This is a genomic window from Methylobacterium sp. HMF5984 (assembly GCF_045033435.1).
In the GTDB taxonomy this organism is placed as follows: domain Bacteria; phylum Pseudomonadota; class Alphaproteobacteria; order Rhizobiales; family Beijerinckiaceae; genus Methylobacterium.
This window is the reverse complement of record NZ_JBJFLN010000001.1, coordinates 3778324-3801251: the sequence shown is the minus strand read 5'-3', so window position 1 is coordinate 3801251 and position 22928 is coordinate 3778324. Positions and strand designations below refer to the sequence as shown.

The 22928-nt window shown below is 71.2% G+C and carries 29 protein-coding genes; 12 read left to right on the top strand and 17 right to left on the bottom strand.

Going from position 1 to position 22928, the window contains the following annotated elements:
• Positions 1–67 precede the first annotated feature (67 nt).
• Both ACFZ8E_RS18465 and xoxJ read left to right on the top strand, forming a co-directional pair.
• Entirely contained in the window at positions 68–613 is a 546-nt protein-coding gene (locus ACFZ8E_RS18465) for a c-type cytochrome, methanol metabolism-related (RefSeq protein ID WP_210247496.1), read from the top strand.
• Positions 613–1467, top strand: a complete 855-nt coding sequence (xoxJ, locus tag ACFZ8E_RS18460; RefSeq protein ID WP_405043441.1) for a rare earth element methanol dehydrogenase accessory protein XoxJ — start codon at positions 613–615, stop codon at positions 1465–1467. The genes ACFZ8E_RS18465 and xoxJ overlap by 1 nt, the downstream gene beginning before the upstream one ends.
• A gap of 77 nt (positions 1468–1544) precedes the next feature.
• Here xoxJ and folK read toward each other — a convergent pair whose 3' ends face one another.
• From folK to ACFZ8E_RS18395, 13 genes are all read right to left on the bottom strand, one after another.
• Positions 1545–2018: a 2-amino-4-hydroxy-6-hydroxymethyldihydropteridine diphosphokinase gene (gene folK, locus ACFZ8E_RS18455; protein WP_243950346.1), complete on the bottom strand. Its 474-nt coding sequence runs from the start codon at positions 2016–2018 to the stop codon at positions 1545–1547.
• Positions 2015–2389 carry a dihydroneopterin aldolase gene (gene folB, locus ACFZ8E_RS18450; RefSeq protein WP_147725789.1) on the bottom strand — a complete coding sequence of 125 codons (375 nt, stop codon included), beginning with the start codon at positions 2387–2389 and terminating at the stop codon, positions 2015–2017. The genes folK and folB overlap by 4 nt, the downstream gene beginning before the upstream one ends.
• Positions 2386–3165 (bottom strand): dihydropteroate synthase, encoded by a 780-nt coding sequence (folP, locus tag ACFZ8E_RS18445; protein WP_243934691.1) that lies wholly within the window; start codon positions 3163–3165, stop codon positions 2386–2388. Before folP ends, folB begins: the two co-directional genes overlap by 4 nt.
• Before the next feature lie 206 nt (positions 3166–3371).
• The gene (locus ACFZ8E_RS18440) at positions 3372–3737 is read right to left on the bottom strand and encodes a hypothetical protein (RefSeq protein ID WP_405043440.1); all 366 of its coding nucleotides are present in this window, start codon (positions 3735–3737) and stop codon (positions 3372–3374) included.
• Positions 3718–4446 carry a hypothetical protein gene (locus ACFZ8E_RS18435; protein ID WP_147725786.1) on the bottom strand — a complete coding sequence of 243 codons (729 nt, stop codon included), beginning with the start codon at positions 4444–4446 and terminating at the stop codon, positions 3718–3720. Before ACFZ8E_RS18435 ends, ACFZ8E_RS18440 begins: the two co-directional genes overlap by 20 nt.
• Positions 4443–5588: a pyrroloquinoline quinone biosynthesis protein PqqE gene (gene pqqE / locus ACFZ8E_RS18430; RefSeq protein WP_147842604.1), complete on the bottom strand. Its 1146-nt coding sequence runs from the start codon at positions 5586–5588 to the stop codon at positions 4443–4445. The genes ACFZ8E_RS18435 and pqqE overlap by 4 nt, the downstream gene beginning before the upstream one ends.
• Complete coding sequence (pqqC, locus tag ACFZ8E_RS18425; protein ID WP_405043439.1) at positions 5585–6664, bottom strand: pyrroloquinoline-quinone synthase PqqC; 1080 nt, start codon at positions 6662–6664, stop codon at positions 5585–5587. The genes pqqE and pqqC overlap by 4 nt, the downstream gene beginning before the upstream one ends.
• A gap of 151 nt (positions 6665–6815) precedes the next feature.
• Entirely contained in the window at positions 6816–7715 is a 900-nt protein-coding gene (gene pqqB / locus ACFZ8E_RS18420) for a pyrroloquinoline quinone biosynthesis protein PqqB (RefSeq protein ID WP_243934453.1), read from the bottom strand.
• Between the two features lie 45 nt (positions 7716–7760).
• On the bottom strand, positions 7761–7850 hold the full coding sequence (gene pqqA / locus ACFZ8E_RS18415; RefSeq protein ID WP_055889187.1) for a pyrroloquinoline quinone precursor peptide PqqA: 90 nt from the start codon (positions 7848–7850) through the stop codon (positions 7761–7763).
• A gap of 212 nt (positions 7851–8062) precedes the next feature.
• Positions 8063–8767 (bottom strand): response regulator transcription factor, encoded by a 705-nt coding sequence (locus ACFZ8E_RS18410; protein WP_243934452.1) that lies wholly within the window; start codon positions 8765–8767, stop codon positions 8063–8065.
• The gene (locus ACFZ8E_RS18405; protein WP_405043438.1) at positions 8764–10386 is read right to left on the bottom strand and encodes an ATP-binding protein; all 1623 of its coding nucleotides are present in this window, start codon (positions 10384–10386) and stop codon (positions 8764–8766) included. Before ACFZ8E_RS18405 ends, ACFZ8E_RS18410 begins: the two co-directional genes overlap by 4 nt.
• Before the next feature lie 189 nt (positions 10387–10575).
• A complete protein-coding gene (locus tag ACFZ8E_RS18400; protein ID WP_405043437.1) occupies positions 10576–11451 on the bottom strand; it encodes a formate/nitrite transporter family protein in 876 nt (291 codons plus the stop codon).
• A 43-nt stretch (positions 11452–11494) separates the two neighbouring features.
• Positions 11495–12235: a competence/damage-inducible protein A gene (locus ACFZ8E_RS18395; protein WP_405043436.1), complete on the bottom strand. Its 741-nt coding sequence runs from the start codon at positions 12233–12235 to the stop codon at positions 11495–11497.
• A 122-nt stretch (positions 12236–12357) separates the two neighbouring features.
• Here ACFZ8E_RS18395 and sfsA point away from each other — a divergent pair, with 122 nt between their 5' ends.
• Together sfsA and ACFZ8E_RS18385 are read left to right on the top strand one after the other, a co-directional pair.
• A complete protein-coding gene (gene sfsA, locus ACFZ8E_RS18390; RefSeq protein WP_405043435.1) occupies positions 12358–13074 on the top strand; it encodes a DNA/RNA nuclease SfsA in 717 nt (238 codons plus the stop codon).
• A gap of 81 nt (positions 13075–13155) precedes the next feature.
• Positions 13156–13761: a Uma2 family endonuclease gene (locus ACFZ8E_RS18385; RefSeq protein WP_405043434.1), complete on the top strand. Its 606-nt coding sequence runs from the start codon at positions 13156–13158 to the stop codon at positions 13759–13761.
• 50 nt (positions 13762–13811) lie between these two features.
• Here the strand turns inward: ACFZ8E_RS18385 and ACFZ8E_RS18380 are convergent, their stop codons facing one another.
• Entirely contained in the window at positions 13812–14642 is an 831-nt protein-coding gene (locus ACFZ8E_RS18380; protein ID WP_147842613.1) for an FkbM family methyltransferase, read from the bottom strand.
• Between the two features lie 122 nt (positions 14643–14764).
• Between ACFZ8E_RS18380 and ACFZ8E_RS18375 the strand changes: the two genes are divergently transcribed.
• A complete protein-coding gene (locus tag ACFZ8E_RS18375) occupies positions 14765–15529 on the top strand; it encodes an alpha/beta fold hydrolase (protein ID WP_405043433.1) in 765 nt (254 codons plus the stop codon).
• 16 nt (positions 15530–15545) lie between these two features.
• Here the strand turns inward: ACFZ8E_RS18375 and ACFZ8E_RS18370 are convergent, their stop codons facing one another.
• Entirely contained in the window at positions 15546–15872 is a 327-nt protein-coding gene (locus tag ACFZ8E_RS18370; RefSeq protein WP_147725775.1) for a hypothetical protein, read from the bottom strand.
• Positions 15873–16232: 360 nt separating this feature from the next.
• Here ACFZ8E_RS18370 and rpsD point away from each other — a divergent pair, with 360 nt between their 5' ends.
• Entirely contained in the window at positions 16233–16850 is a 618-nt protein-coding gene (gene rpsD / locus ACFZ8E_RS18365) for a 30S ribosomal protein S4 (protein WP_147725774.1), read from the top strand.
• Between the two features lie 322 nt (positions 16851–17172).
• Here the strand turns inward: rpsD and ACFZ8E_RS18360 are convergent, their stop codons facing one another.
• Both ACFZ8E_RS18360 and ACFZ8E_RS18355 read right to left on the bottom strand, forming a co-directional pair.
• A complete protein-coding gene (locus ACFZ8E_RS18360) occupies positions 17173–18120 on the bottom strand; it encodes an ABC transporter ATP-binding protein (RefSeq protein ID WP_405043432.1) in 948 nt (315 codons plus the stop codon).
• A 30-nt stretch (positions 18121–18150) separates the two neighbouring features.
• The gene (locus ACFZ8E_RS18355; RefSeq protein ID WP_243934406.1) at positions 18151–18408 is read right to left on the bottom strand and encodes a hypothetical protein; all 258 of its coding nucleotides are present in this window, start codon (positions 18406–18408) and stop codon (positions 18151–18153) included.
• Positions 18409–18573: 165 nt separating this feature from the next.
• Here ACFZ8E_RS18355 and ACFZ8E_RS18350 point away from each other — a divergent pair, with 165 nt between their 5' ends.
• The 6 genes from ACFZ8E_RS18350 (at position 18574) to ACFZ8E_RS18325 (ending at position 22916) form a co-directional block, all read left to right on the top strand.
• Positions 18574–18924: a DUF2293 domain-containing protein gene (locus ACFZ8E_RS18350; protein WP_405043431.1), complete on the top strand. Its 351-nt coding sequence runs from the start codon at positions 18574–18576 to the stop codon at positions 18922–18924.
• An 87-nt stretch (positions 18925–19011) separates the two neighbouring features.
• Positions 19012–20067, top strand: coding sequence for a tRNA (adenosine(37)-N6)-threonylcarbamoyltransferase complex transferase subunit TsaD (gene tsaD, locus ACFZ8E_RS18345; protein WP_405043430.1), 1056 nt, complete (start codon positions 19012–19014; stop codon positions 20065–20067).
• Entirely contained in the window at positions 20064–21020 is a 957-nt protein-coding gene (locus ACFZ8E_RS18340; protein WP_405043429.1) for a GNAT family N-acetyltransferase, read from the top strand. Before tsaD ends, ACFZ8E_RS18340 begins: the two co-directional genes overlap by 4 nt.
• Complete coding sequence (locus tag ACFZ8E_RS18335; RefSeq protein ID WP_405043427.1) at positions 21017–22021, top strand: NAD(P)H-dependent glycerol-3-phosphate dehydrogenase; 1005 nt, start codon at positions 21017–21019, stop codon at positions 22019–22021. Before ACFZ8E_RS18340 ends, ACFZ8E_RS18335 begins: the two co-directional genes overlap by 4 nt.
• Positions 22018–22476 carry an opioid growth factor receptor-related protein gene (locus ACFZ8E_RS18330; protein WP_405043426.1) on the top strand — a complete coding sequence of 153 codons (459 nt, stop codon included), beginning with the start codon at positions 22018–22020 and terminating at the stop codon, positions 22474–22476. Before ACFZ8E_RS18335 ends, ACFZ8E_RS18330 begins: the two co-directional genes overlap by 4 nt.
• 23 nt (positions 22477–22499) lie before the next feature.
• Complete coding sequence (locus tag ACFZ8E_RS18325; protein WP_243934664.1) at positions 22500–22916, top strand: EVE domain-containing protein; 417 nt, start codon at positions 22500–22502, stop codon at positions 22914–22916.
• The last annotated feature ends 12 nt before the right edge of the window (positions 22917–22928 follow it).

Here is a 22928-nt window from a genome sequence, read left to right as displayed (position 1 = left end):
GTTGCATTACCTCAGCAAATCCGTCACGCGGCCGTTCCTGGCCGCCCTCGCCCTAGCGTCCGTCTCGATGGTCGCCGTACATGCTGAGGATGCCAAGCCCGCCGATCCCGCCCTCGCCAACTCGCTGAACACCGACGACAAGTCGGCCGAGCCCGACGACAAGCTCCTCAAGAAGGATGCCGCGGTGAAGGTCGAAGAGGGCAAGTACTTCGATGCCGAAGGTCACCCGACCTTCCACATCACCGACGCGGGCAAGAAGTTCGACTGGTACACTTACTCCGGCTACCGCCGCTATCACGCCGAGTGCCACGTCTGCCACGGCCCGGACGGCATGGGCTCGACCTACGCGCCGGCGCTCAAGGACTCGCTCAAGCACCTCTCCTACGAGGAGTTCATCGGCATCCTGGCCGGCGGCAAGCAGGACGTTAGCTCGTCCGACCAGAAGGTCATGCCCGCCTTCGGCGATAACAAGAACGTCATGTGCTACTCGGACGACCTCTACGTCTACCTGAAGGCCCGCGCTTCCGGCGCGATGGGTCGCGTCCGCCCGGGCGACAAGGAAGACAAGCCCGAAGCCGCCAAGAAAGCCGAGAAGGAGTGCATGGGCGGCTGATGCGCCGCGCACGCACCCACGCCGCCGTCGCGATCGCGCTCCTGCCTCTCCTGGCAGGGGTGCGGGACGCGGCGGCGCAGAACGTCCCCGATCTCGTCACTGCCGACGTGCTTCGCGTCTGCGGCGACCCGGGCAACATGCCGTTCTCCGAGCGCAAGGAGGACGGCTTCGAGTACCGCATCGCGGCGATCATCGCCGACGAGCTGAAGATCAAGGTCCGCTACTACTGGCTGACCCAGGGGCCCGGCTTCGTCCGCAACACCCTCGGCACCGGCCTGTGCGACCTGATCGTCGGGTCGGCTCTCGGCAGCGAGGGCGTGCAGAACACCAATCCGTACTATCGCTCGGTCTACACGCTCATCGTGAAGCAGGGCGATCTGGCGGGGGTGACCGGGCTCGACGACCCCAAGCTCAAGGGCAAGCGCATCGGCGTCATCGCCGGGACGCCGCCGGTCAACCGGATGGGCGACCTCGGCCTGATCTCGAGCATGAAGGCCTACGCGCCGTATCAGCTCGACCCGGCCCGCAAGAACCAGACGGTGGGTGCCGAGATCGTGTCCGACCTCGCGGCCGGGCAGATCGACGCCGCGGTGCTCTGGGGACCGTCCGCCGGGTGGCTGGCCAAGCAGAGCGGCACGGCGATGGACGTGATCCCGCTCCTGAAGGAGCCGGATCGCCCGCCGATGAGCTACCGCATCGCCATGGCGGTACGGATCGGCGAGAACGACTGGAAGCGGTCGCTGAACACCATCCTGCGCAAGCGCCGCTCCGACATCGAAGCGGTGCTTCGCGACTTCGACGTGCCGCTGCTCGAAGAGGAAGAGAACAAGCTGCTCGCGCCGAACGCGCACTGAACGCATCGTCGACAGGATATCATAACACTCGCGAAGGGTCGGGCGAACGCCCGGCCCTTCGTCGTTCCGGGATGCGTTCAGTTCCGCTCGATGCCGCTGCGGTCGAGCTTGGCCAGCGCGTCGGCGACGGTCTCGCCGCCGATGACGAGGTCGGGCGCGATCTCGGCGAGCGGCACCAGCACGAAGGCGCGCTCGCGGACGTAGCGGTGCGGAAGGACGAGGCGCTCGTCCGAGACCTCGGCGCCGGCATAGGACAGCACGTCGATGTCGATCACGCGCGGCCCCCAGCGGCGCTCGCGGATGCGGCCGAGATCGCGCTCGACGCCGAGGCAGGCATCGAGGAGGGCGTGCGGGTCGAGGTCGGTCTCGATGGCGAGGGCGCCGTTGAGGAACCAGTCCTGATCGGTCTCGCCCCAGGGCGGGGTGCGGTAGTCGGACGACCGCGCGGTGATCCGGATGCCGGGAACCGCCGCGAGCCCCCGCACCGCGGCGGCGAGATGCCCGGCCTTGTCGCCGATGTTGCTGCCGAGGCCGAGATAGGCTTGCATCATGCCCGGGCCTCCCGCCTGCGGGTGATCAGGACCGCGATCCCGTCGAGGTTCGCGGGAACCGGCGCGCTCGGCTTGTCGACCCGGACGGTGATCGCCTCGAGAGCCGGAAACCGCGCCAGGATCTCGCCGGCGATCGCCTCGGCCAGCGCCTCGATCAGGTCGAAGCGCCGCTCGGTGGCGATCGAGACCGCGATGGCGGCGAGGTCGGCGTAGCTCACCGTCCGCGTCACGTCATCGGAGCGGCCGGCGGGCGCCAGGTCGAGGGCCGCATCGAGCGACAGGTAGAAGCGCTGCCCGAGGCGCGTCTCCTCGGGCAGCACGCCGTGATGGGCGAAGACCGCGATGCGCTCGACGAGGATGCGGTCGCTCATCGGCGGTCTCCCGGGCGCAGGACGGCGTCGACCACGCGCATCGCGTCGACATGGGCGGCGACGTCGTGGACGCGGACGATGTCGGCGCCGAGCGTCGCGGCAAGCGCATGCGCCGCGAGCGATCCGTTGAGCCGGTCGGCCGGCGCGGTCTCGCGGTCGTGCAGCCGGCCGAGCAGCGACTTGCGCGAGACGCCCACGAGGATGGGGAAGCCGAGGGCGCGGATCTCGGGCAGGCGCCGCAGTGCTTCGAGGTGCTGGTTCCAGCTCTTGCCGAAGCCGATGCCCGGATCGAGCACGATGTCGCCGTCGGGGATGCCGGCCCGGCGGGCGATGCCGAGCGAGACCTCGAAGAAGCGCAGCATGTCCGAGACGATGTCGAGGCCGGCGTCGATCGTCTCGCGGTTGTGCATGATCATCACCGGCGCGCCGTGGTCGGCGGCGACGAGGGCGATGTCGGGCTCGCGCTGCAGGCCCCAGACATCGTTGACGATGCGGGCGCCGGCCGCCAGCGCGCTCTCGGCGGTCGAGGCCTTGTAGGTGTCGATCGAGATCGGGACGGAGAGCCGGTTCGCCAGGGCCCGGATCGCCGGAAGGACGCGGGCCTGCTCCTCCTCGGCCGGCACCGGAACATGGCCGGGGCGGGTGGACTCGCCGCCGATATCGACCAGCGCGGCGCCCTCGGCAGCCAGCGCGTCGGCCTGCCGGCAGGCGGCTTCCTCGCCGACAAAGCGGCCGCCATCCGAGAAGGAATCTGGCGTGACGTTGAGGATGCCCATCACGAGGGTCCGCCGGCCCAGTTCGGGCAGCAAGCCGGCGAGGGCGGCGGGTCGATGGCTCAAGGGGCGTCGCTTCTCTGGCTCGTCGCGGGCGGCTCCCGCCGCGTCGATGTGGCCGGTTTTTCCGGGCGAAGCAACGGCGCCCGTTGCCATGAGAAAAGGCCGCCCGGTACCGGGCGGCCTCTCCAAGGTTCCTGGGCGACGCCTCAGCCGCGGTAGCAGCGGATCTCGGCCTCGGCCTGGGCGCGGCGGAGGTCGGCGACCTTGTCGTCGAACACCTTGGTCGACTTGAACTCGTTCGAGCGCGCGCCGATGCCCTGGCGCATCGAGAGCACGGTGCTCGCCTGCACGTACTTGTCGTAGGGCAGGATCGCCGCGAGCTGGTCGATTGAGCAGGTGCAGCGCTGCATCGCCTCGCGGGTCTGGCCGTTGGCGGCCATGCAGCCGAAGACGTAATCGACGCGCGCGTCGGTCGGGTAGTCGTTCTCGGCATCCGCCGCGACGACCGGCATCGCCAGCATCGTCAGCGCGAAACCGGACAGGGCAAAGCCCTCAACCAGCTTTCTGATCATAGCTCAGCCGCTCCTCCAAGAGTTCGCCGCCCTCGGCATTCTTCGATTGCGCCTCGATCGAGACGATCTCGCCGGGCACCTCGGGAGAGGTGACGAAGGTGTAGGTCATGTTGTCCATGCCGCGCATGCGCTGGGCCATCCCATCGCCGAGGAAGGGCCTGGACACCACCTGCCAGGCGTCGACCGAGCGGCCCTTGTAGTCGACCTTGATCGGCGTGACGGTGGCGCCGTCGCGAAGGCCCTTGCGGATCGCGAGCTTCAGGTAGCGCGGGTTGGCCTGCAGCACCCGGGCGAGATTGGTCAGGTGGTTCTCCAGGAACAGCGGGATCACCGGGTTGCCGGACATGTCCTCGAACGGGCCGGCGGGGAACCGGTTGGTGCCCGAGAACATCTCGACGGCGATGTTGCGGCCGTCGCCGCCCGTACCCGGCTCGAGGGTGAGCTTGATCGTGTCGTCGAGCGGCGGCCCGAACGGGCCCTTCGCGATGCCGGACCGGCGCAGGTAGTCGTAGGTCAGCGTCGAGCCGGCGGCGGCGTTCTTCAGCTGCGGCTGCTCGAACAGCAGGTCGGCCGCGCTCGGGGGCGCCGCGGCGTTCGCCTGTTCCGGCGCGGCTGCGGCGGGGGCAGGAGCCGGGGCGGCGGGTGCCCCCTCGACGGCGAGCGCCGGGGTCGCGGCAAGCAGCGCAGCGACGATCACGAAACACTTCACGAGAGGGCGTCCTCCTTGCGTGGCGCCGGGATGTTGGCCCCGATCGTCCGGTAGGTGTAGTCGGGCGGCGTCTCGGCCGCCTCCTCGACGGCGAGCGCCCGCACCTTGGCGTGCAGGGGCGACAGCGAGCAGGCGGGGTCCGTCGCCGCCGCATCGCCGGCGAGTGCCAGCGCCTGGCAGCGGCAGCCGCCCCAATCCTTCTCGCGCCGGTCGCAGGAGCGGCAGGGCTCCTGCATCCAGTCGGTGCCGCGATAGGCGGTGAAGGCCGGGGCGTTCGCCCAGATGTCGCCGAGCGAATGCTCGGTCACGTGCCAGAACTCGAGATGGCTGATCGTCTCGGCCGCATGGCACGGCAGCACCTTGCCCTGCGGCGTCACGTTGATCAGCTTGCGGCCCCAGCCGCCGGCACAGGCCTTCGGGTACTTCGCGTAGTAGTCCGGCACGACGAGATCGATGACGAGCTGGCCCTTGAGGCGCTCGCGGGCCGCCTCGACGATGCGGATCGACTGATCGACCTGAGCCTTGTCCGGCATCAGCGCGGCGCGGTTGACGTAGGCCCAGCCGTAATACTGCGTGTGCGCCACCTCGAGGCGCTTGGCGCCGAGCTTCACCGCGAGGTCGATGAAGCCCTCGACCTCGTGGATGTTGCCGCGGTGGATCACCGAGTTCAGCGTCAGCGGCAGGCCGAGCTCGGTCACCTTGGCGGCGAACTCCATCTTCTGCGGCTGCGCGTTCTTCAGGCCGCCGATCTTCTCGGCGTTGGCCGCGTCCACGCCCTGCACCGAGAGCTGCACGTGGTCGAGGCCGACGTCGTAGAGTGCCTGGAGCTTGGACAGGGCGCCGCCGACGCCGGAGGTGATCAGGTTCGAGTACAGCCCGAGCTTGGCGCAGGTCTCGGTGATCTCGACGATGTCGTTGCGCGCCGTCGGCTCGCCGCCGGACAGGTGGACATGGAGCACGCCGAGGCCCGCGGCCTCGGTCAGCACCCGCTGCCAGGTCGCGGTGTCGAGCTCGCGCGAGCGCCGGTCGAGGTCGAGCGGGTTCGAGCAGTACGGGCAGCGCAGCGGGCAGCGGTGCGTCAGCTCGGCGAGCAGCCCGACCGGGGCCGGGATCGCCGCCGCGTTCGGGGTCAGCGCGTTCATCGCTCCAGCACCCTCTTTCCGGCGAGGTCGTTCAGCATGGCCAGCACGTCGACCTCGATCGCGCGCGGGTCGGCGGCGTAGGACTCGCCGAGCCGGTCGGCGATGGCGGCGACGCTGGTCTTGCCGTCGACGAGGTTGAGGACCGCGACGGCGTTGGCGTCGAGGTCGAAGGTGCGCTCGGGGGCGAGCAGCACGTGCTTGTCGCGGGTCTGGTCGAACCGCATCCGCACGCCGCGGGGCAGGCGCGGCACGTCGGTCGCCGACAGGCGGCCGGTGCCGGGCGCCCCCCCTTGCGTCTCGGCGACGAGCCCGGTGCCGGGCGTCCAGGCGTCGGGCGGGATCATCCCGGGCGCGACGTAGGCGAAGTACAGCGCGTCGAGCTGGGTCCACAGCACGTTGCACTTGAAGGTCAGCGCCGCCATCGCCTGACGTTGCAGCTCGGGCGTGGTGGCATGGCGCTTGACGTAGTCGAGGGCGAAGTCGGCGTCGCGCGGCGCCTGGGTCATGCGCTTCTCGAAGTACGCCAGCGTCTCCTTGGTGATGAAGTCGTAGTTCTTCAGCATGCCCGAAACGCGCTCGGAGATGATGTTCGGCGAGAACATCTCGGTGAGCGACGAGGCGATCGCCTCCAGCAGCGAGCGCTCCGCGACGAAGTGCACGTAGGCCTCGACCGAGAACTTGGTGGCCGACAGGATGCCGGCGGTCGACTCGACGTAGTCGCGCCGGAAGCCGACGCCCTCGGCGAGCTTCAGCCAGCGCTCGATGCCGCCGTCGCCCGGCGCATCGCCGTCGTGGTCGACGATGCGCTGGCGCCAGACGCGGCGGAGCGCGGCGTCGGTCATCCGCGCCAGCACCGCGGCGTCCTTCACCGGGATCATCGCCTGGTAGTAGTAGCGGTTCAGCGCCCAGGCCCGGACCTGATCCTTGCTCAGCTTGCCGTCGTGCAGCAGGCGGTGGAACGGATGCAGGTTGTGATAGCGCCGGGCGCCGATGTCGCGCAGCGCCGCCTCGAGCTCGTCGGGGCTGAGCAGGCGCTCGGACGTGTCGGATTGAGGGGTCGGGAACACTGCGTTCATGGCGTCACCAAGCGTCCGTTCGGAGGCGTTTCCTGGTCGTCTGTCGATCACCGCGTCTGGCGGCGGCTTCGCGGCGCAATCGAATCGCGCACGTCCGGTCATGAGATAGGTCGCGGGGCCGACAAATGCCAACCGCGCCCGGTCGTCGCCGTCAGAGGCTCAGGGTGAGCCCGTCATGGGCGACGACCCATCCGTCCGCCTCGACCGCCGCGCGCTCGGGCGAGCCTTCGACGAGGACGGGGTTGGTGTTGTTGATGTGGACGAAGACGCGCGAACCGATCGCGACGTCCTTCAGGCCGGCGACCGAGCCGCCGTCGCCCCGCATCGGCACGTGCCCCATGCGCCATCCGGTCTTGGTGCCGACGCCGGCGCGGATCATGTCGTCGTTGTGCAGCACCGTGCCGTCGAAGAGCAGCGCGTCGACGCCGGCGATCCGGGCCTTCAGATCCTCGGTGACGCGGGCGCAGCCGGGAATGTAGGCGAGGCGGCGGCCGCCGGCCTCGATCATCGCGCCGACCGTGCTCTCGGATTCGGCGCCGAGCTCGAGATCAGCATCCTCGAGCCAGAGCGGGACCTTGCCGGGCACCGAGAACAGCGTGACCGCAAGTCCCGGCAGCGGCTCGAAGCGCTGGCCGAGCGTGATCGCCTCCCGGGCGACGACGCCCTCGGCCATCACGTCGAAGACGCGGTTCTCGGCGACCGAGCCGAGGATGCTGCCGGTGCCGTAGAGCGTGTAGGGCTGGCCCTCGCGCAGCGTCAGAAGGCCGGCGACGTGATCGACGTCGCCGTTGGTGAGCAGCACCGCGCGGATCGGCGAGTGGCGCAGGCCTTCCCGCGGATGCATCGCCGGGTTGTCGAAAAGTTGCTGCCGGATGTCCGGCGAGGCGTTCACCAGGAGCCAATCCCCGCCATCGGTGGAGACGGCGATGCTCGACTGGGTCCGCGGCCTGACGCGGTCGGGCTCGCTGCGGGCGAGCCGGCAGTTCGGGCAGCGGCAATTCCACTGGGGAAGCCCGCCGCCGGCAGCCGAGCCGAGGATCAGGACGCGCATGGAGTGGTCCGATGCAGCCAACAACCCTCAGCTCGGCGCAACACCTCAGTTGAAGGTGTCGATCTCGGCGGACTCGTAGCTGGTGACTTCCATGCCGACGCAGATTTCGGAAACGATCGGGGCAGCCCAGGTCATGGTGTTTCTCCGTCTGATTACGAACATCCGGTGCCGAAAGGCAAACTTAAGAGTACCCTAAGACACTGATGGCGCTTTTGTTTTCCGGCGCGGCACGGGTATCCGCAATTCCGGCCCCGGCATCAAGCACTAAATTGCCTAATGCTCCCAAATTTTTTGTGAGGCTTCGGCGTTGCAGGCTCCCGCGGGACGCGACGTCTCCGTGGCGAGCGTCAGTGTCGGTAGTCCGGCCCACGCGAGTCCAGCATGAAGCCGCGGCCCCGCACCGTGACCAGAAGCGGGCCGCCGTGCCGGACGAAATCGGCCATCTTCGAGCGCAGGTAGCCGACATAGACATCGACCACGTTGAGGGAGAGGCCGCCCTGGCTCGCCCACAGCCGCTCGAAGATGTCGGCTCGGGTGACCGGGCGGTTCACGCTCTCCATCAGCATGGCCAGAAGCTCGGCCTCGCGCGGGGTCAGGCGGGCTGAGGCCTCGCCGCAGGTGACCTGGCGGGTGTCGAGGTCGAGGACGAGCTTGCCGGCGTTGATCAGCGTGCGCGGCCCCTCCGCCGCCTGCCGGCGCAGCAGGTGCGTGCGCAGCCGCGCCACCAGCTCGTCGAAGACGAACGGTTTCACGATGTAGTCGTCGGCGCCGAGCGCGAGGCCTTCGGCGCGGTCGCGGATCTCGTCGCGGGCCGAGAGGAACAGGATCGGCCCGGGATAGCCGCCCTCGCGCAGGCTGCGGCAGACGTCGTGCCCCGAGCCGTCGGGCAGGGTGATGTCGAGAACCACCGCCTCGGGGCTCTCGTTCCGCGCCGACGCGAGCGCGTCGCCGACGCAGCCGGCGGTGCCGACGGAGAACCCCTCCGCCTCAAGGCCGCGGGTGAGAAGGCCGCGGATGTCGATGTCGTCCTCGACCACGAGGATTCGCGTCATGCCGCGTCGTCCTTCCGAATCTGTCGTTCGTCTCGGCTCGTCACGTCGTCGAGCGTCAGGTCGAGGAGCGGGATCTCCAGGGTCACCCGCGCCCCGGCGCCGTTCTCGCCGGCGCCGAGAACGATGGTGCCATCATGCTGCTCGATCAGCCAGCGCGCCAGGGCCAATCCGATCCCGAACCCCATCTCCGCCGGGCGGTCGCCGCGGCGGAAGCGCTCGAACAGGCTCTGCTCGCTGTCGCCGAAACCCGGCCCGTCGTCTGTGACGGTGATGCGGGCCGGCGCCGTGCCGCCGCCGGACAGGGCGACCTCGACCCGGGTGAGGCCGGTGGCGTGGCGCAGGGCGTTGTCGATCAAGCTCTCGACGACCTGGCGCAGCCATTCCCGGTCGGCGAGCACCTCCATGTTCCGCGGGCCCGGCTCGAACGCGAGCGCGACGCGGCGGCGGGCGCCCTCCGAGGCGAGGTTGTCGACCGCCTCGGCCAGGACCGGCGCGAGCTCGAGGGCGCGGCGGTCGAGCTCGATCTCGCCCGATTCTGAGCGCGCCACCCGCAGAAGATCCTCGACGCGCAGCTTCAGGCGCATCGCGCGCTTGCGGATGGTGGCGAAGGCGGGGGCGTGGTCGGTGATGCGCGGGCCGGCGCGGGCCGCGAGGTCGCATTCCCCAAGGATGACGGTGAGCGGAGTGCGAAGCTCGTGGCTGACGTCGGCGAAGAACCGGCGTCGCGAGCGGTCGACGGCCTCGAGGCGCGCATTGGCGGCGCGGAGATCGGCGGTGCGCGCCTCCACCGTGTCCTCCAGGGCGGCGCGGTCGGCGGCGACGCGGCCCTCGCGGCGGGACAGGCGCGCGGCCATGCGATTGACGTTGGCGACGAGCAGGCCGAGCTCGTCCCGAATCGCGACGGAGAGACGCGTGTCGAGCTTGCCGCCGCCGATGGCGCCCGCGGCGCGACGCACCGCCTCGATCCGCGCCAGGGTCGGGCGGGTGATGCTGCGCCACAGCAGCACGACGAGGCCGAGCGCCGCGAGCACCGCCAGCGCGGCCGCGATCCGCAGGCGCTGCGAGAGGTCGCGCGCCGCATCCGAGCCGAGCACCATGCTGCGGCGCTCCGCCTCGATCAGGAACGAGAGCGGCTGGCCGGTCATCGCACCGAAGCCGTTGAGCGCGCCCTTGATCGAGTTCTGACGCTTCTCCGGATCGGTCTGGCGGACGATCTGCGCCACCTGGCGGTCGAGGATCACGCGGGCGGCGCGCAGCTGCGCCATCGGGCGGCTTCGCAGGGCGTACTGCATCCGGTCCTGCGGGTCGTCGCTGCCGGCGACGGATCTCGACAGCGCCTCGTCGACGGTCGTGAGCGCCCGGTCGACGTTGCTGCGCGCGATCCCCATCGCCTCCGGTGCGAGATCGGGATTGCCGATGGTCTCGACCGCCGCCATGCCGAACTGCGTCATCCGGCCCGACAGCTCGGCCAGAAGCTCGAGGCGGCCCTGCGCCGCCAGCGTCCGGTCGATGGTGCGCTCGGCCGCCCCGATCGCCGCGAGCACGCCCGCCGCCGCCAGGACGACGACGAGGGCGATCGACCCGAGCAGCAAGGCGAAGCGGACCTTCAGCGAGCGCATCGTCCCATTCCCGGCCGCATGCGCGGCGCTCCTCGTCCTCGGTTTCCTCAGGGCGCGACCGCGTCGAGAACCGGGCAAGGACGCGCCCCCCGCGTTTCGAGAGAGGGTTTTGGGTCGTTTCAGCGCGAAAGCCAACACGGGCCGCGCCCTGTCACGCCTCTCCGTCGCGAAGCGGATGCAGTCCCCCTCTCAGTCCTGGCTCGGGCCGCCCTCGGCCTCCTCGACCTCACGGCTCTCCTCGACCTCGGGCGCGACCTGGCCGTAATTCAGCACCGCGACCAGGGTGATGCCGCCGAAGACGTTGCCGAGCAGCGTCGGCACGAAGAAGCGCTCGGCGTACTCGCCCATCGTCGCCGCGCCGGTGACCACGAGGTAGAACGCCTCGACCGAGCCGGCGACGATGTGGGCGAGCCCGCAGAGCGAGACCAGCCAGGTCATCAGGAAGATCACGAACGGCGCCGCGGTCCCGGTGGCCGGCAGGAACCACACCATCAGGGCGATCATCCACCCGGCGAAGATCGCCTTCAGCACCGTGTCCCAGAACGGAAACGCGATGGCCTGGTGGCTGATCTCGGCGAAGGCGGCCTTCACCGACGGCTCGAACGCGCCGGAATGCGCCAGCACGGCGGCGATCGCCAGCGTCGCCAGGATGTTGCCCGACAGCACGACGATCCACAGCCGCAGCACCCGCCACGCGGTCTTGGCCGAGCGGTCGTGCAGCAGCGGCAGGATCGGCGTGATGGTGTTCTCGGTGAACAGCTGCTGGCGCCCGAGCACCACCACCAGGAAGCCGACCGCGTAGCCCATCGTCGTCAGGATCTTGGTCCACTCGCCCTCGGGCAGGTGGGTCTTGAGCACCCCCGGCACGATCAGCGAGAGCGCGATGCTGAGCCCCGCCGCGAAGGCCGAGAGGAACAGCGCCCCCCCGTTCCGCCGCAGTTCCTCGTTGCCCTCGCGCCGGATCACCTCGTGCAGGACGAAGGCGTCGGGGCGACCGATCCCGGCCACCGCCTCCTTGTGCGCGTCGCGCCGAGATTCCTTGTCGTCCTGCTTCGGCTCGGCCATCACGCAAACGCTCCACGAACCGGATTCAGGGACGGATCGGCCGTCAGCCGCGAAGGCGCGACACCAGCGCCTCGATCTCGGCCCGCGCGCGCGCCACCGAGGCGGCGTCCTTGCCGCGGGCGACGATGCGGTTGGCGAACCCGTCCTGCGTCATCGACGGATAGGAGCCGATCGACACGTCGGCGTAGGCCTTCGCGATCTCGGCGAGGTCGGCGGCGTAGTTGCCCTCGGGCAGGTTGCCCGCCTCCACCGTCTCGGACAGCATCCGCGCGCCGGTCGGCAGCGTTGGGCCGATCTGGTCGAGCATCGCCTGCATGATCGACGGCACGCCGGCCATGACGAAGACGTTGCCGATGCGGAAGCCCGGCGCCTTCGAGATCGGGTTGGCGATCAGGTCCGCGCCGTCCGGGATCCGCGCCATGCGCAGGCGCGCGGCGTTCAGGTCCTCCGGCTTGTGGCGCTCCAGCAGCATCGCCCTGGCGCGGGGATCGACGTCGATGCCGACGCCGAAGGCCTTGGCGACGCAATCGGCGGTGATGTCGTCGTGGGTCGGGCCGATGCCGCCGGTGGTGAACAGGTAGGTGTGGCCGGCCCGGAGTGCGTTCACGGCGCCGACGATGGCGTCCGGCTCGTCGGGGACGATCCGAACCTCGCGCAGGTCGATGCCGACGGCGGTGAGATAGTCGGCGATCGTGCCGATGTTCTTGTCCTTCGTCCGGCCGGACAGGATCTCGTCGCCGATCACCAGGATCGCGGCGGTGATGCTCGTGGAATCGATTGTCATGGGGCTCGCCGTCCTCGGTCCCGCCGCAGATAGCGCGGCGGCGGCTGCGCGACCACCGACGGCGCTTTCATGCGCGGGCGCCTGTCGGCTATGGACCGCCACCGCGACGCAGCCCGGACCCCATGCGCTTTCCCGAACCCCTGATCGAAGGCCGCCTGGTGCAGCGCTACAAGCGCTTCCTCGCCGACGTGGACCTCGCCGACGGCACGCGCGTCACGGCGCATTGCGCCAATCCCGGCGCGATGATGGGCCTGAACGCCGCCGGCAACCGGGTTCTGCTCTCGCCGGCCGACGGCCCGACGCGCAAGCTCAAGTATTCCTGGGAGCTAGTGGAGGCCGACCTGCCCGGCGGCCCGCAATGGGTCGGGATCAACACGATGCGCCCGAACGCGCTCGTCGCCGAGGCCTTCGCCGCCGGCGGTCTCGCGCCGCTCGATGGCTACGCGGCATTGAGGGCGGAGGTCCGCTACGGCGCGGCGAGCCGCGTCGACTTCGTGGCGAGCGGCGAGGGGCTGCCGCCGGTCCACGTCGAGGTGAAGAACTGCCACCTGATGCGGCGAGCGGGCCTCGCCGAGTTTCCCGACTGCATCGCCGCCCGCAGCGCGCGGCACATGCGGGACCTCGCCGAGGTCGTCGCGGCCGGCGGGCGCGCGATGGTGATCGTCGTGGTCCAGATGCGGGCGGACGCCTTCGACGTCGCCCGCGACATCGATACCGCCTTCGACCGGGCTTTTCGCTTGGCGCGTGCGGCGGGGGTCGAGACCTACGCCTATCGCTGCCGGATCGACCGGGAGGGCGTGACGATCGCCGACGCGATCCCGATCGTCACTCCGCCCTGACGCGCGTTTTCCGCGCTCCCCGGCGCATGGTACGGTGGTGGCGAGGCTGCGGCGTGCGCTCCGGCCGCCTGAGGCATCCCGATGGCCGATCGCGCGATCCGTGAACCCGTCCTGTTCGATGTCGCCGACTTCCGCGAGTTCCTCGAGACGCGTCCGTCGGAGGAGCGATGGGAACTGATCGCGGGGCTTCCCATGCAGTCGGCGGCGCCGCGGATCGGGCATCAGCGCATCGCCAGCAACTTCGAGCGCCATCTCAACGCGGCGCTCAGGAGCCGCCGCCCGGAATGGCACGCCGACCGCGAGATCGGGATCGAGGTCTCGCCGGATTCGCCCTATCGACCCGAGCCCGAGGTGACGATGATCGACACCGACATCGACACCGAGCGCAATTTCACGGATCGCTTCCATCTCGTGATGGAGGTGCCGTCGGCGAGCGACCGCGGGCGCATCCTGGCGAGCAAGCTCCGGTTCTATCGGGAGCACCCGCCGAACCGCTGCATCGTGATCGTCGACCAGGATGCGGTCGCAGTGACGATCCACGAGCGCGACGCGGCGGACCTTTGGGCGGTCCGGGTGCTCCGCTCGGCCGGCGACGTGATCGAATTCGCCGAGCTCGGCTCGATCTGCACGGTCGGCGACCTCTACGAGAACACGCATCTCGACCCGCGGCGCGCGGCGCCGACCTGATCCTCGCAGGATCGGTGAAACCGGCGGCCGGTTTCGCGATCGGAGCCTGCTCAGGCGCTACGCTCGAACATCCGGTTCAGCCGGGTGCGGCCGATCTCGCGGTAGCCGTGGCCTTCCAGGAGCTTGGGCAGATCGATCTGCCACTGGTCGGTGCCGTCCTCGATCACCAGCAGCGTCGGCAGCAGGGCAGGGGGCGCCTCGCGCAGGAACGGCTCGAGGATCAGGTCCTCGGCGCCCTCCACGTCGAGCTTGATCGCGTCGATCCGGGTCAGGCCCTCGCTGCGCACGAGGTCCATCAGGGTCACCGCAGGCACCTTGATCTGCGCGCTCTCGTTGGTGCCGACGATCTTGAGGCTCGATTCGCCGCGATTGCGCGGATCGACGAACAGCGTCAGCTCGCCGGCCTTGTCGGCGACCGCGCAGGCTACGGCCTTGACCGAATGGAATGCATTCTGCGCGATGTTGAAGGTCAACCGGTCGAACACGTCGGGCTGCGGCTCGACCGCGACGATCCGCGCCTGCGGTCCGGCGAACGCGGCCACGAACAGGGCGTAGGCGCCGATGTTGGCGCCGATGTCGAGGAAGACGCAGCCCGGCCGAAGCCGCGCCTTGAGCAGGGCGCGCTCCTGCGGGTCGAAGAATTGCGGCGTGAACAGCACCTTCTTCTCGCAATTGTTGTTGTAGGGGTGCAGCCGCATCCGGGCGCCGAGGCGCTCGACGTCGAGGGGCTTGCCGCGCATCAGCGTGATCGCGAGGCGGCGCAGGAACATCGCCATCCGCCGTCCGCGCCAGGACTCGGGCGAGATCCGCACGGTCCGCCGGGCGATCGCCGCGACGAGGCCGGCCGGGGCGTAGGTGCCGTAGGGCTGAAGGTCGCTCATGCCGGGCTGATGCCAGCCGCGCCGCCCGCGGGCAAGCATCACGCGCGTTGCCGATCGGCGCCGCGGCTCTTACAGCCGGCACGGACCGCGCGGGCCGGTACGCATGACGAGGAGCGGCGACCATGGACAGCTTCGATTCGGACGGCGTGCGCATCGCCTACATCGACGTGCCGGCCTCCGGCGGCAGCGGCGACCCGATCCTGCTCATCCACGGCTTCGCCTCGAACCACGTCGTCAACTGGGTCAACACGACGTGGGTGCGCACGCTCACGCAGGCCGGCTACCGCACCATCGCGTTGGACAACCGCGGCCACGGCGAGAGCGAGAAGCTCTACGACCCTGCCCGCTACGGCTCCGAGGACATGGCCGGCGACGCCGTGCGCCTCCTCGACCATCTCGGGATCGAGCGCGCCGACGTAATGGGCTACTCGATGGGCGGGCGCATCACCGCGCACCTCGCCCTCGACCACGCCGCGCGGGTGCGCTCGGCGCTGATCGGCGGCCTCGGCCTGCATCTCGTCGAGGGCAAGGGCCTGCCCTCGGGCATCGCCGAGGCGTTGGAGGCGCCGGCGGCCGCGAAGGCGGCGAACCCGACGGCCGCCGCCTTCCGCACCTTCGCCGAGCAGACGAAGAGCGACCTGCGCGCGCTCGCCGCCTGCATCCGCGGCTCGCGCCAGACGCTGTCGCGCGCCGAGATCGGGCAGATCGACGTGCCGGTTCTCGTCAGCGTCGGCACCCTCGACACCGTCGCGGGCTCCGGCCCCGGCCTCGCGGCCTTGATGCCGAACGCGCGAAGCCTCGAGCTCGAAGGCCGCGACCACAGCTCCGCCGTCGGCGCCAAGCCGCATCGCGACGGCGTGCTGGCCTTCCTCGCCGCGCGGCCCTGAGGCCGGCGCGGCCGCATCACTTCAGCTTCGCATAAGCCTCGTCGAAGGCGGACTTCACCTCGGCGCAGGTGGCCGCGTCGGGCGCCGACATCGAGCGCACGCCGTCGGCGACGCCCTCCTTGAAGCGGGTCATCGCCGGGCTCGGGCCGCCGGTGTCGATGCCCGAGCCCGTGAGCATGGTGTCGGCGAGCTGAGAGACCTGATCCTTCGGCATCTTGCAGAAGGTGGCGGCGCCCGTGAACTGGCCGAAGCCGAAGGCGAGCTCCTCGGGCGTCTCGGCCGAGGCGGGGGCCGGGCCGGCGAGCGCACAGGCGAGCAGGAGCGTAGAGAGGGCACGGTTCATCGATCGTCGTCCAGGCAGTGGCGTGAAGTCCAGCGACGAGGCATGCCGGCCCGGCCGTTCGCGGTCCAGGCGCGCGCAGGCGGTCCCGACGCGTTTGGGACGTACGGTCAAGGATACGGGACGGCGCGTTTTCCGGCGCGGCAACGGCCGGTCGAGAGGCGCGGGCGGGGGCTTAGGATTGACCGGCCCGGCCGCCTCGACTACGAACCGCTCGTCACCGCGGCTCCTTCAGGGGCCGCTTGGCGTTTTCATACGCACCCGTGAGTCGCCTTCGAGGCGGCTCTGTCGTCCCGGGCCGCAAGGCCGGCGGGAAGAGGAGGGCGCGTTCCTCACTATCTCGTTTGCGAGAGGACACGCGATATGTCGAAGCGGATTCAGGCCAAGCACAAGCTCGACCGCCGCATGGGCCAGAACATCTGGGGCCGCCCGAAGAGCCCGGTGAACCGCCGCGAGTACGGCCCCGGCCAGCACGGCCAGCGCCGCAAGGGCAAGATGAGCGACTTCGGCACGCAGCTGCGCGCCAAGCAGAAGCTCAAGGGCTATTACGGCAACATCACCGAGAAGCAGTTCCGCCGCTACTACGCCGAGGCGATCCGCCTGCGCGGCGACTCGAGCGAGAACCTGATCGGCCTGCTCGAGCGCCGCCTCGATGCCGTGGTGTACCGCTCGAAGTTCGTGGCGACGCCGTTCGCCGCCCGCCAGTTCGTCAACCACGGCCACATCAAGGTCAACGGGCGCCGGGTCAACATCCCGAGCTACCTCGTGAAGCCGGGTGACTTGATCGAGGTCAAGGAAGCCTCGCGCCAGCTCGAGATCGTGGTCGTCGCCTCGCAGCTCCCCGAGCGCGACGTGCCGGACTACATCGAGGTCGACCACCAGAAGATGACCGCCCGCGTCACCCGCGTGCCGGGCCTGACTGAGGTGCCGTACCCGGTGCAGATGGAACCGAACCTGGTGATCGAGTTCTACTCGCGCTGAGCCGATCGACGGATCACCGTCGTGCCGCTGGGAAGGGTCGTCCGAAAGGGCGGCCCTTTTCCATGTCCAGGGGGCGGACGTGTCGCGCGCTCGCGCGCGTTCACGCGTCCCTCCGTCGCCCGTCATAGCCGCCCGTCATTCCGGAGCGCCGGTGGCGAGCCCGGAATTCGGAACCGCAGGTCGTGCTCCCACCTGCCGCTTCGGCGACTCTGGCTTTCGGGCTCCGCTGCGCGGACCAGGAACGACGGCGCGGGTCGGAAGTGCCGGGTCGGGGCAGGCCGGATCGCCTGTGCAGAACCGGCGACGGCCGAGCCGTTCGGTATCAGTCGTCGCGCTTGCCGACCGCGCCCGCCCGCCGGATCGCATCGAGCGTCACCACGTGCGGCCCGGCGGGACCGGCGACCGCGAGCCGGGTGCGGCCGCCTGCCAGCATCATGGACAGCGCATCGCGCAACGTCGCCGTGTCCGCGATCTCCGGCGCGTCGGCGGCCGTTCCGGGCTCGGCGGCTTCGGAGACGGTGAGCAGCGCGAGCCGCCGCAGCGCCCGGTCCTCGCCGACGAAGGAGGCGACGAACGGGTCGGCCGGCGCGGCCAGCAGCGCCTGCGGCGCATCGGCCTGGACGACGCGGCCAGCCCGCATCAGCACGACGCGGTCGCCCATCAGCATCGCCTCGTCGATATCGTGGGTGACGATCAGCACGGTCTTGGACAGGCGCTTGAGGATCGCGCCGATCTCGGCTTGGAGCCGGCCGCGCGCCACCGGATCGACCGCGCCGAAGGGTTCGTCCATCAGGATCACCGGCGGGTCGGCGGCGAGCGCGCGGGCGACGCCGACGCGCTGGCGCTGTCCACCGGAGAGCGCGTCCGGGCGGCGGTCGCGGTAGAGCGCCGGATCGAGCCCGACGAGGTCGAGCATCGCGTCGACGCGCGCCGTGATCCGCGTCTTCGGCCAGCCGAGCAGCTCGGGCACGGTCGCGACGTTCCGCGCGACGCTGCGGTGGGGGAACAGGCCGATGCCCTGGAGCACGTAGCCGATGCCGCGCCGAAGCGCGATCGGGTCGACGGCCGCGACGTCGTGCCCGCCGAGCGTGATGCGGCCGGCATCCGGCTCGATCAGGCGGTTGACCAGGCGCAGGGTCGTCGACTTGCCGCAGCCGGACGGCCCGATCAGCACGCAGGTGGTGCCCTCGGGGATCGTCAGGTCAAGCCGGTCGACGGCGGGGCCGGGCGCCCCGGCGAAGTGCTTGGAGACGCCCTCGAACCGGATCACCGTCGGTGCGGCGCGCTCGGACCCGTGCCCTCAGCAGCCCTTGCAGATCGAGGACATCGAGTTGCGCGTGCGGGCGTCCCAGGCCTTGTCGCGGGCGGCCGAGGCCTTCTGCGCCTTGATCATCTCGGCCTCGTTCGCCGCCTTCATCGCGGAGGCCTTGCTCGCCTCGCTGGCGGGGGGCGCGCCGGACGGCCGCGGCACGGTCGCGCCGGTGGCGGCCTTCTCGGCGAGGGCGGGGGCGGTCGCGAGGGCGGGGATCAGCAGGAGGAAGGCGAGGCGGCGGATCATGGTCGTCTCCGGGGCGTCGCGCGTGCGGCCGGCCGCACGTCCTCGTGCGGATCCCGATCGGGCGCGTCGTCGATGCAACCCATCCTAACGTGCACCTGGTCAAAAACTATGGCACGCCGACATCGAGGCCGGCCGATCGCGCCGGAGCGGAGAGGGGAGCGTCGATTGCCCGCAGCGCGACAGGACGGCGGGGCACCGCGCAACCGTCGCGAGCAGGTCGCCGATGCGCTCGCGCGGCTCGCCCGGCGCCTGCCCGGGTTCGAGGCCGAGGCGATCGTCGATTCGGCGCTCGCCAGCCCGGGCCTGCGCGGGGCGGCGCCCGAGACGGCGGCCCGGCTTACGCTCGTCGCCTATGCCCGCCACGTCTTCACCGATTACGACGACCTCCTCGCCGAGGGCTACGACCGCGACAGCGCCCGCCACTTCGTCCTCGACGAGCTCAACGCCGTGCTGGCCGGCTGGGGCGCGGCGCCGATCCCGGAGGCCGATCCGGCCGACGACGCCGATGCGCCCTGAGGCGGTCCCGGTCGTTGCCGGGGGGCGTCCGGTGCGGATACACGGGGCGAGCGGGTTCGCGCGGAAACGGAAGCGTCGATCGTCACCATGAACGTGCTGGGCATCGAGACCACCTGCGACGAGACCGCCGCCGCGATCGTCGCGCCGGGGGAGGACGGCCGCGGCGTCATCCTGTCGAACGAGGTGCTGAGCCAGATCGCCGAGCACGCGGCCTATGGCGGCGTGGTGCCGGAGATCGCCGCCCGCGCCCATGTCGAGGTGCTCGACCGGCTGATCGCGCGGGCGCTCGACCGCGCCGGCTTGGTCCTCAAGGACGTGGACGGCATCGCGGTGGCGGCCGGCCCCGGCCTGATCGGCGGGGTGCTGATCGGCCTCGTCACCGCCAAGACCCTGGCGCTCGTGGCGCGCAAGCCCCTGCTCGCGGTCAACCATCTGGAGGCGCACGCGCTGACCGCGCGGCTGACCGACGGCCTGGCCTTTCCCTACCTCCTGCTGCTGGCGTCCGGCGGCCACACCCAGCTCGTGGCAGTGAAGGGCGTCGGCGACTACGTGCGCCTCGGCAGCACCATCGACGACGCCATCGGCGAAGCCTTCGACAAGGTCGCCAAGCTCCTGGGTCTGGCCTATCCCGGCGGCCCCGAGGTCGAGCGCATGGCGGAAGCCGGCGATCCGGAGCGGTTCACCCTGCCACGGCCGATGCTCGGGCGCCGCGACGCCAACTTCTCGCTGTCCGGCTTGAAGACCGCGCTGCGGATCGAGGCGGAGCGCACCGCGCCGCTCGCCGAGCGCGACGTCGCCGACCTCTGCGCCGGCTTCCAGGCCGCGGTGGTCGACGTGGTGGTCGACCGCGTCCGCGTGGCGCTGCGCACCTTCTCCACCGTCGCCGGCCACCCGACCGCGCTCGTCGCCGCCGGCGGAGTCTCGGCCAACGGCGCGATCCGGCGGGCGCTGGCCGCGCTCGCGGGCGAGGCGGGCCTCGCCTTCGTCGCCCCGCCGCTGGCGCTCTGCGGCGACAACGGCGCGATGATCGCCTGGGCCGGCATCGAGCGGCTGCGCCTCGGGCTGACCGACGACATCACCGCGCCGGCCCGCGCCCGCTGGCCCTTCGCCGACGCCCCCCGCCCCGAGGCCAGCGCCGGATGAGCGGCGCCGCCCGCCACATCCTCTCGCGCGGCAATCTCCGCGATCTCCGCGTGACGGAGCCCGAGCCGGAGGCGGCTCCGGCCCCCGTCGGCGAGCCGCAGGCGCGGTGGCGCGAGCTGGTCGACCGCCTCCTGCCGCAGGCCGCGCCGGACCATCCCGACTGGCCCGTCGTGAACGACCACTGCTTCGCCCGCATCCTGCTCGACAACGCCTGCAACGGGCCGTGGCGCGAGAGCGTGGCGGCGCCGGCCTGGGCCAACATGCCGCCCGACCGGCTCGCGGTCGCGATCGACCTCGGCAACGCCGTGCTCGCCGGCCGCGCCGACCTCGCCCTGCTCAACCGCCGCTCCCTGATATGGCGCGGCAAGCGCCGGCTGCCCAAGGCCCCCGACACCCTGGAGACCGGTTCGCTGCGCCTGCGCCGTTGGCGCCGATCGGACGACGAGCCGTTCGCGCGCCTGAACGCCGACCCCGCCGTGATGCGCCATTTCCCGAAGCTGAAATCGCCCGCCGAGAGCCTGACCGAGGCGCGGGCGCTCGACCGCCGCTTCGAGGCCGACGGCTTCGGGCCGTGGGCGGTCGAGGAGCCGGGCGGCCCGTTCCTCGGCTTCGTCGGGGCGATGCGGCTGATGCGGTCGATGCCGTTTTCCGGGGGCGAGCGCCCGGGCAGCCTGATCGAGATCGGCTGGCGCCTGAGCCCCGAGGCCTGGGGGCGCGGCATCGCCACGCGCGCCGCGCGCTTGGCGCTCGCCGACCTGTTCGGCCGCTGCGGGCTGCCGAGCGTGGTGGCGTTCACGGCGGTGGCCAACGCGCCGTCGCGACGGGTGATGGAGCGGCTCGGCATGGTGCGCGAGGCCGATTTCGACCATCCGGCGCTGACCGCCGGCCACCCGCTGCAACGGCACGTGCTCTATCGGCTCGCGGCGGCGGATTGTTCCGGAGACCCCGCATGAGCAGCGAGAACGCGCGACCCGTCGCGGTCGTCGGCGGCGGCGCATGGGGCACCGCCCTGGCGAACGCCGCCGCCGCGGCCGGTCGCCCGGTCACCCTGTGGCTGCGCGACGCCCGATCCGCCGCCACCCTCGAAGCCGAGCGCGAGAACCCGCGCTACCTGCCGGGCGTGAAGCTGCATCCGCGCATCCGGGCGACGGCCGAGGCCGACGACCTCGCCGCCGCCGAGGCGGTGCTGCTGGTCACGCCGGCGCAGACTTCCCGCGCGGTGCTCGGGCAGCTCGCGCCCGCCTTCGCGCCGGGCACGCCGGTGATCCTGTGCTCGAAGGGCATCGAGCGGACGACCGGCGCCTTCATGAGCGCGGTGGCGGCCGAGGTGCTGCCGGCGGGTACGCCCGTGGCGGTGCTGTCCGGCCCGAGCTTCGCGGTGGACGTCGCGCGCAACCTGCCGACGGCGGTCACTTTGGCGGCCGCGGATGCGGACCTCGCGGCGCGCCTCGCGCGCCTGCTGTCCGGCCCGGCCTTGCGGCTCTACCACACCGACGACGTCCGCGGCGTCGAGATCGGCGGCGCCGGCAAGAACGTGCTCGCGATCGCATCGGGCATCGTCGCCGGGCGCGGCCTCGGCGAGAGCGCGCGCGCCGCCCTGATCGCCCGCGCCTTCGCCGAGCTGATGCGGTTCGCGCGAAGCTTCGGCGGCCGGCCCGAGACGCTGATGGGCCTGTCGGGGCTCGGCGACCTGGTGCTCACCGCATCCTCCGCGCAATCGCGCAACTTCGCCTTCGGCCTCGCCCTGGGGGCGGGCGCCACGCCGGAAGCCGCCGCCGGCGGCAAGCTCGCCGAGGGCGCCTTCACCGCCACCGCCCTGGTCGGGCTCGCCCGCGGGCAGGGGATCGAGATGCCGATCGCGGAAGCCGTCGCGGCGATCGTGGCCGGGCGGGCGAGCGTCGAGGACGTGGTCGCCGCGCTGCTTGCCCGCCCGCTGAAGGCGGAATCCGAATGACTCCGATCCAGGCCTTCCTCGCGGGCGGCGGCACCGACGGCGCCGGCCGCACGCTGGCCACCGTGCTCGCCTTCGACGACGACCGCATCGAGGCGGTCCACGACTTCATCCAGTGGTGCTTCCCCCTCGAGCAGGCGAGCCGCGCGGTGCCCGGTGCGCCGGTGCTGACGCCGGCGGAGGCGGACTCGATCCGTCGCGATCCGGCCGCCCGCGAGGGCCTGCGCGCGGCGCTCGCGCGGATGCGTCGGTTCTACGCCGACACCGATCGCTGGCTCGCGCCCCACGACCACAACCACCTGCGCATCACCCGCATCCTCACGGCGATCCGCGACCTGCTCGACGAGGCGGAGGCGCAAGACTTCTACGCGTTCGCGACCGCGCGGAACGCAGGGGCCGGATCGCCGATCAACCCGGCGAGCCTCGCCTTCTGGGCCGCGGCGGTCGGCCGGTCCTGATCTTCGAGCAAGGGACGAGACGCATGCCCCACTGGCTCTACAAGTCCGAGCCCGCGACCTGGTCGTGGGCGCAGCAGGTCGCCGCCGGGGAAACCGGCACGCACTGGAACGGGGTGCGCAACCACCTCGCCAAGAAGCAGCTCATGGCGATGCAGGTCGGCGACCTCGGGTTCTTCTACCACTCGAACGAGGGCAAGGCCGTCGTCGGGATCGTGCGGGTGATCAAACCGTACTACCCGGATCACACCGACGCGAGCGGACGCTTCGGCATGGTCGACCTCGCCGCCGTCGAGACGCTGCCGAATCCCGTCACCCTCGACGCGATCAGGGCCGAGTCGGCGCTCAAGGACATGGTCCTTGTGAACAACTCACGCCTCTCGGTGCAGCCGGTGACGGAGGCCGAGTGGGCGCTGGTCCGGGCGATGGGCGGGCTCGGCTGATCGCCGGCCAGG

Coding starts and splice junctions, on each gene's coding strand:
- ACFZ8E_RS18465 (WP_210247496.1), top strand. CDS start 68: ATGGTCGCCGTACATGCTGAGGATGCCAAGCCCGCCGATCCCGCCCTC.
- xoxJ (WP_405043441.1), top strand. CDS start 613: ATGCGCCGCGCACGCACCCACGCCGCCGTCGCGATCGCGCTCCTGCCT.
- folK (WP_243950346.1), bottom strand. CDS start 2,018: ATGATGCAAGCCTATCTCGGCCTCGGCAGCAACATCGGCGACAAGGCC.
- folB (WP_147725789.1), bottom strand. CDS start 2,389: ATGAGCGACCGCATCCTCGTCGAGCGCATCGCGGTCTTCGCCCATCAC.
- folP (WP_243934691.1), bottom strand. CDS start 3,165: ATGGGCATCCTCAACGTCACGCCAGATTCCTTCTCGGATGGCGGCCGC.
- ACFZ8E_RS18440 (WP_405043440.1), bottom strand. CDS start 3,737: ATGATCAGAAAGCTGGTTGAGGGCTTTGCCCTGTCCGGTTTCGCGCTG.
- pqqE (WP_147842604.1), bottom strand. CDS start 5,588: ATGAACGCGCTGACCCCGAACGCGGCGGCGATCCCGGCCCCGGTCGGG.
- pqqC (WP_405043439.1), bottom strand. CDS start 6,664: ATGAACGCAGTGTTCCCGACCCCTCAATCCGACACGTCCGAGCGCCTG.
- pqqB (WP_243934453.1), bottom strand. CDS start 7,715: ATGCGCGTCCTGATCCTCGGCTCGGCTGCCGGCGGCGGGCTTCCCCAG.
- pqqA (WP_055889187.1), bottom strand. CDS start 7,850: ATGACCTGGGCTGCCCCGATCGTTTCCGAAATCTGCGTCGGCATGGAA.
- ACFZ8E_RS18410 (WP_243934452.1), bottom strand. CDS start 8,767: ATGACGCGAATCCTCGTGGTCGAGGACGACATCGACATCCGCGGCCTT.
- ACFZ8E_RS18405 (WP_405043438.1), bottom strand. CDS start 10,386: ATGCGCTCGCTGAAGGTCCGCTTCGCCTTGCTGCTCGGGTCGATCGCC.
- ACFZ8E_RS18400 (WP_405043437.1), bottom strand. CDS start 11,451: ATGGCCGAGCCGAAGCAGGACGACAAGGAATCTCGGCGCGACGCGCAC.
- ACFZ8E_RS18395 (WP_405043436.1), bottom strand. CDS start 12,235: ATGACAATCGATTCCACGAGCATCACCGCCGCGATCCTGGTGATCGGC.
- sfsA (WP_405043435.1), top strand. CDS start 12,358: ATGCGCTTTCCCGAACCCCTGATCGAAGGCCGCCTGGTGCAGCGCTAC.
- ACFZ8E_RS18385 (WP_405043434.1), top strand. CDS start 13,156: ATGGCCGATCGCGCGATCCGTGAACCCGTCCTGTTCGATGTCGCCGAC.
- ACFZ8E_RS18380 (WP_147842613.1), bottom strand. CDS start 14,642: ATGAGCGACCTTCAGCCCTACGGCACCTACGCCCCGGCCGGCCTCGTC.
- ACFZ8E_RS18375 (WP_405043433.1), top strand. CDS start 14,765: ATGGACAGCTTCGATTCGGACGGCGTGCGCATCGCCTACATCGACGTG.
- ACFZ8E_RS18370 (WP_147725775.1), bottom strand. CDS start 15,872: ATGAACCGTGCCCTCTCTACGCTCCTGCTCGCCTGTGCGCTCGCCGGC.
- rpsD (WP_147725774.1), top strand. CDS start 16,233: ATGTCGAAGCGGATTCAGGCCAAGCACAAGCTCGACCGCCGCATGGGC.
- ACFZ8E_RS18355 (WP_243934406.1), bottom strand. CDS start 18,408: ATGATCCGCCGCCTCGCCTTCCTCCTGCTGATCCCCGCCCTCGCGACC.
- tsaD (WP_405043430.1), top strand. CDS start 19,012: ATGAACGTGCTGGGCATCGAGACCACCTGCGACGAGACCGCCGCCGCG.
- ACFZ8E_RS18340 (WP_405043429.1), top strand. CDS start 20,064: ATGAGCGGCGCCGCCCGCCACATCCTCTCGCGCGGCAATCTCCGCGAT.
- ACFZ8E_RS18335 (WP_405043427.1), top strand. CDS start 21,017: ATGAGCAGCGAGAACGCGCGACCCGTCGCGGTCGTCGGCGGCGGCGCA.
- ACFZ8E_RS18330 (WP_405043426.1), top strand. CDS start 22,018: ATGACTCCGATCCAGGCCTTCCTCGCGGGCGGCGGCACCGACGGCGCC.
- ACFZ8E_RS18325 (WP_243934664.1), top strand. CDS start 22,500: ATGCCCCACTGGCTCTACAAGTCCGAGCCCGCGACCTGGTCGTGGGCG.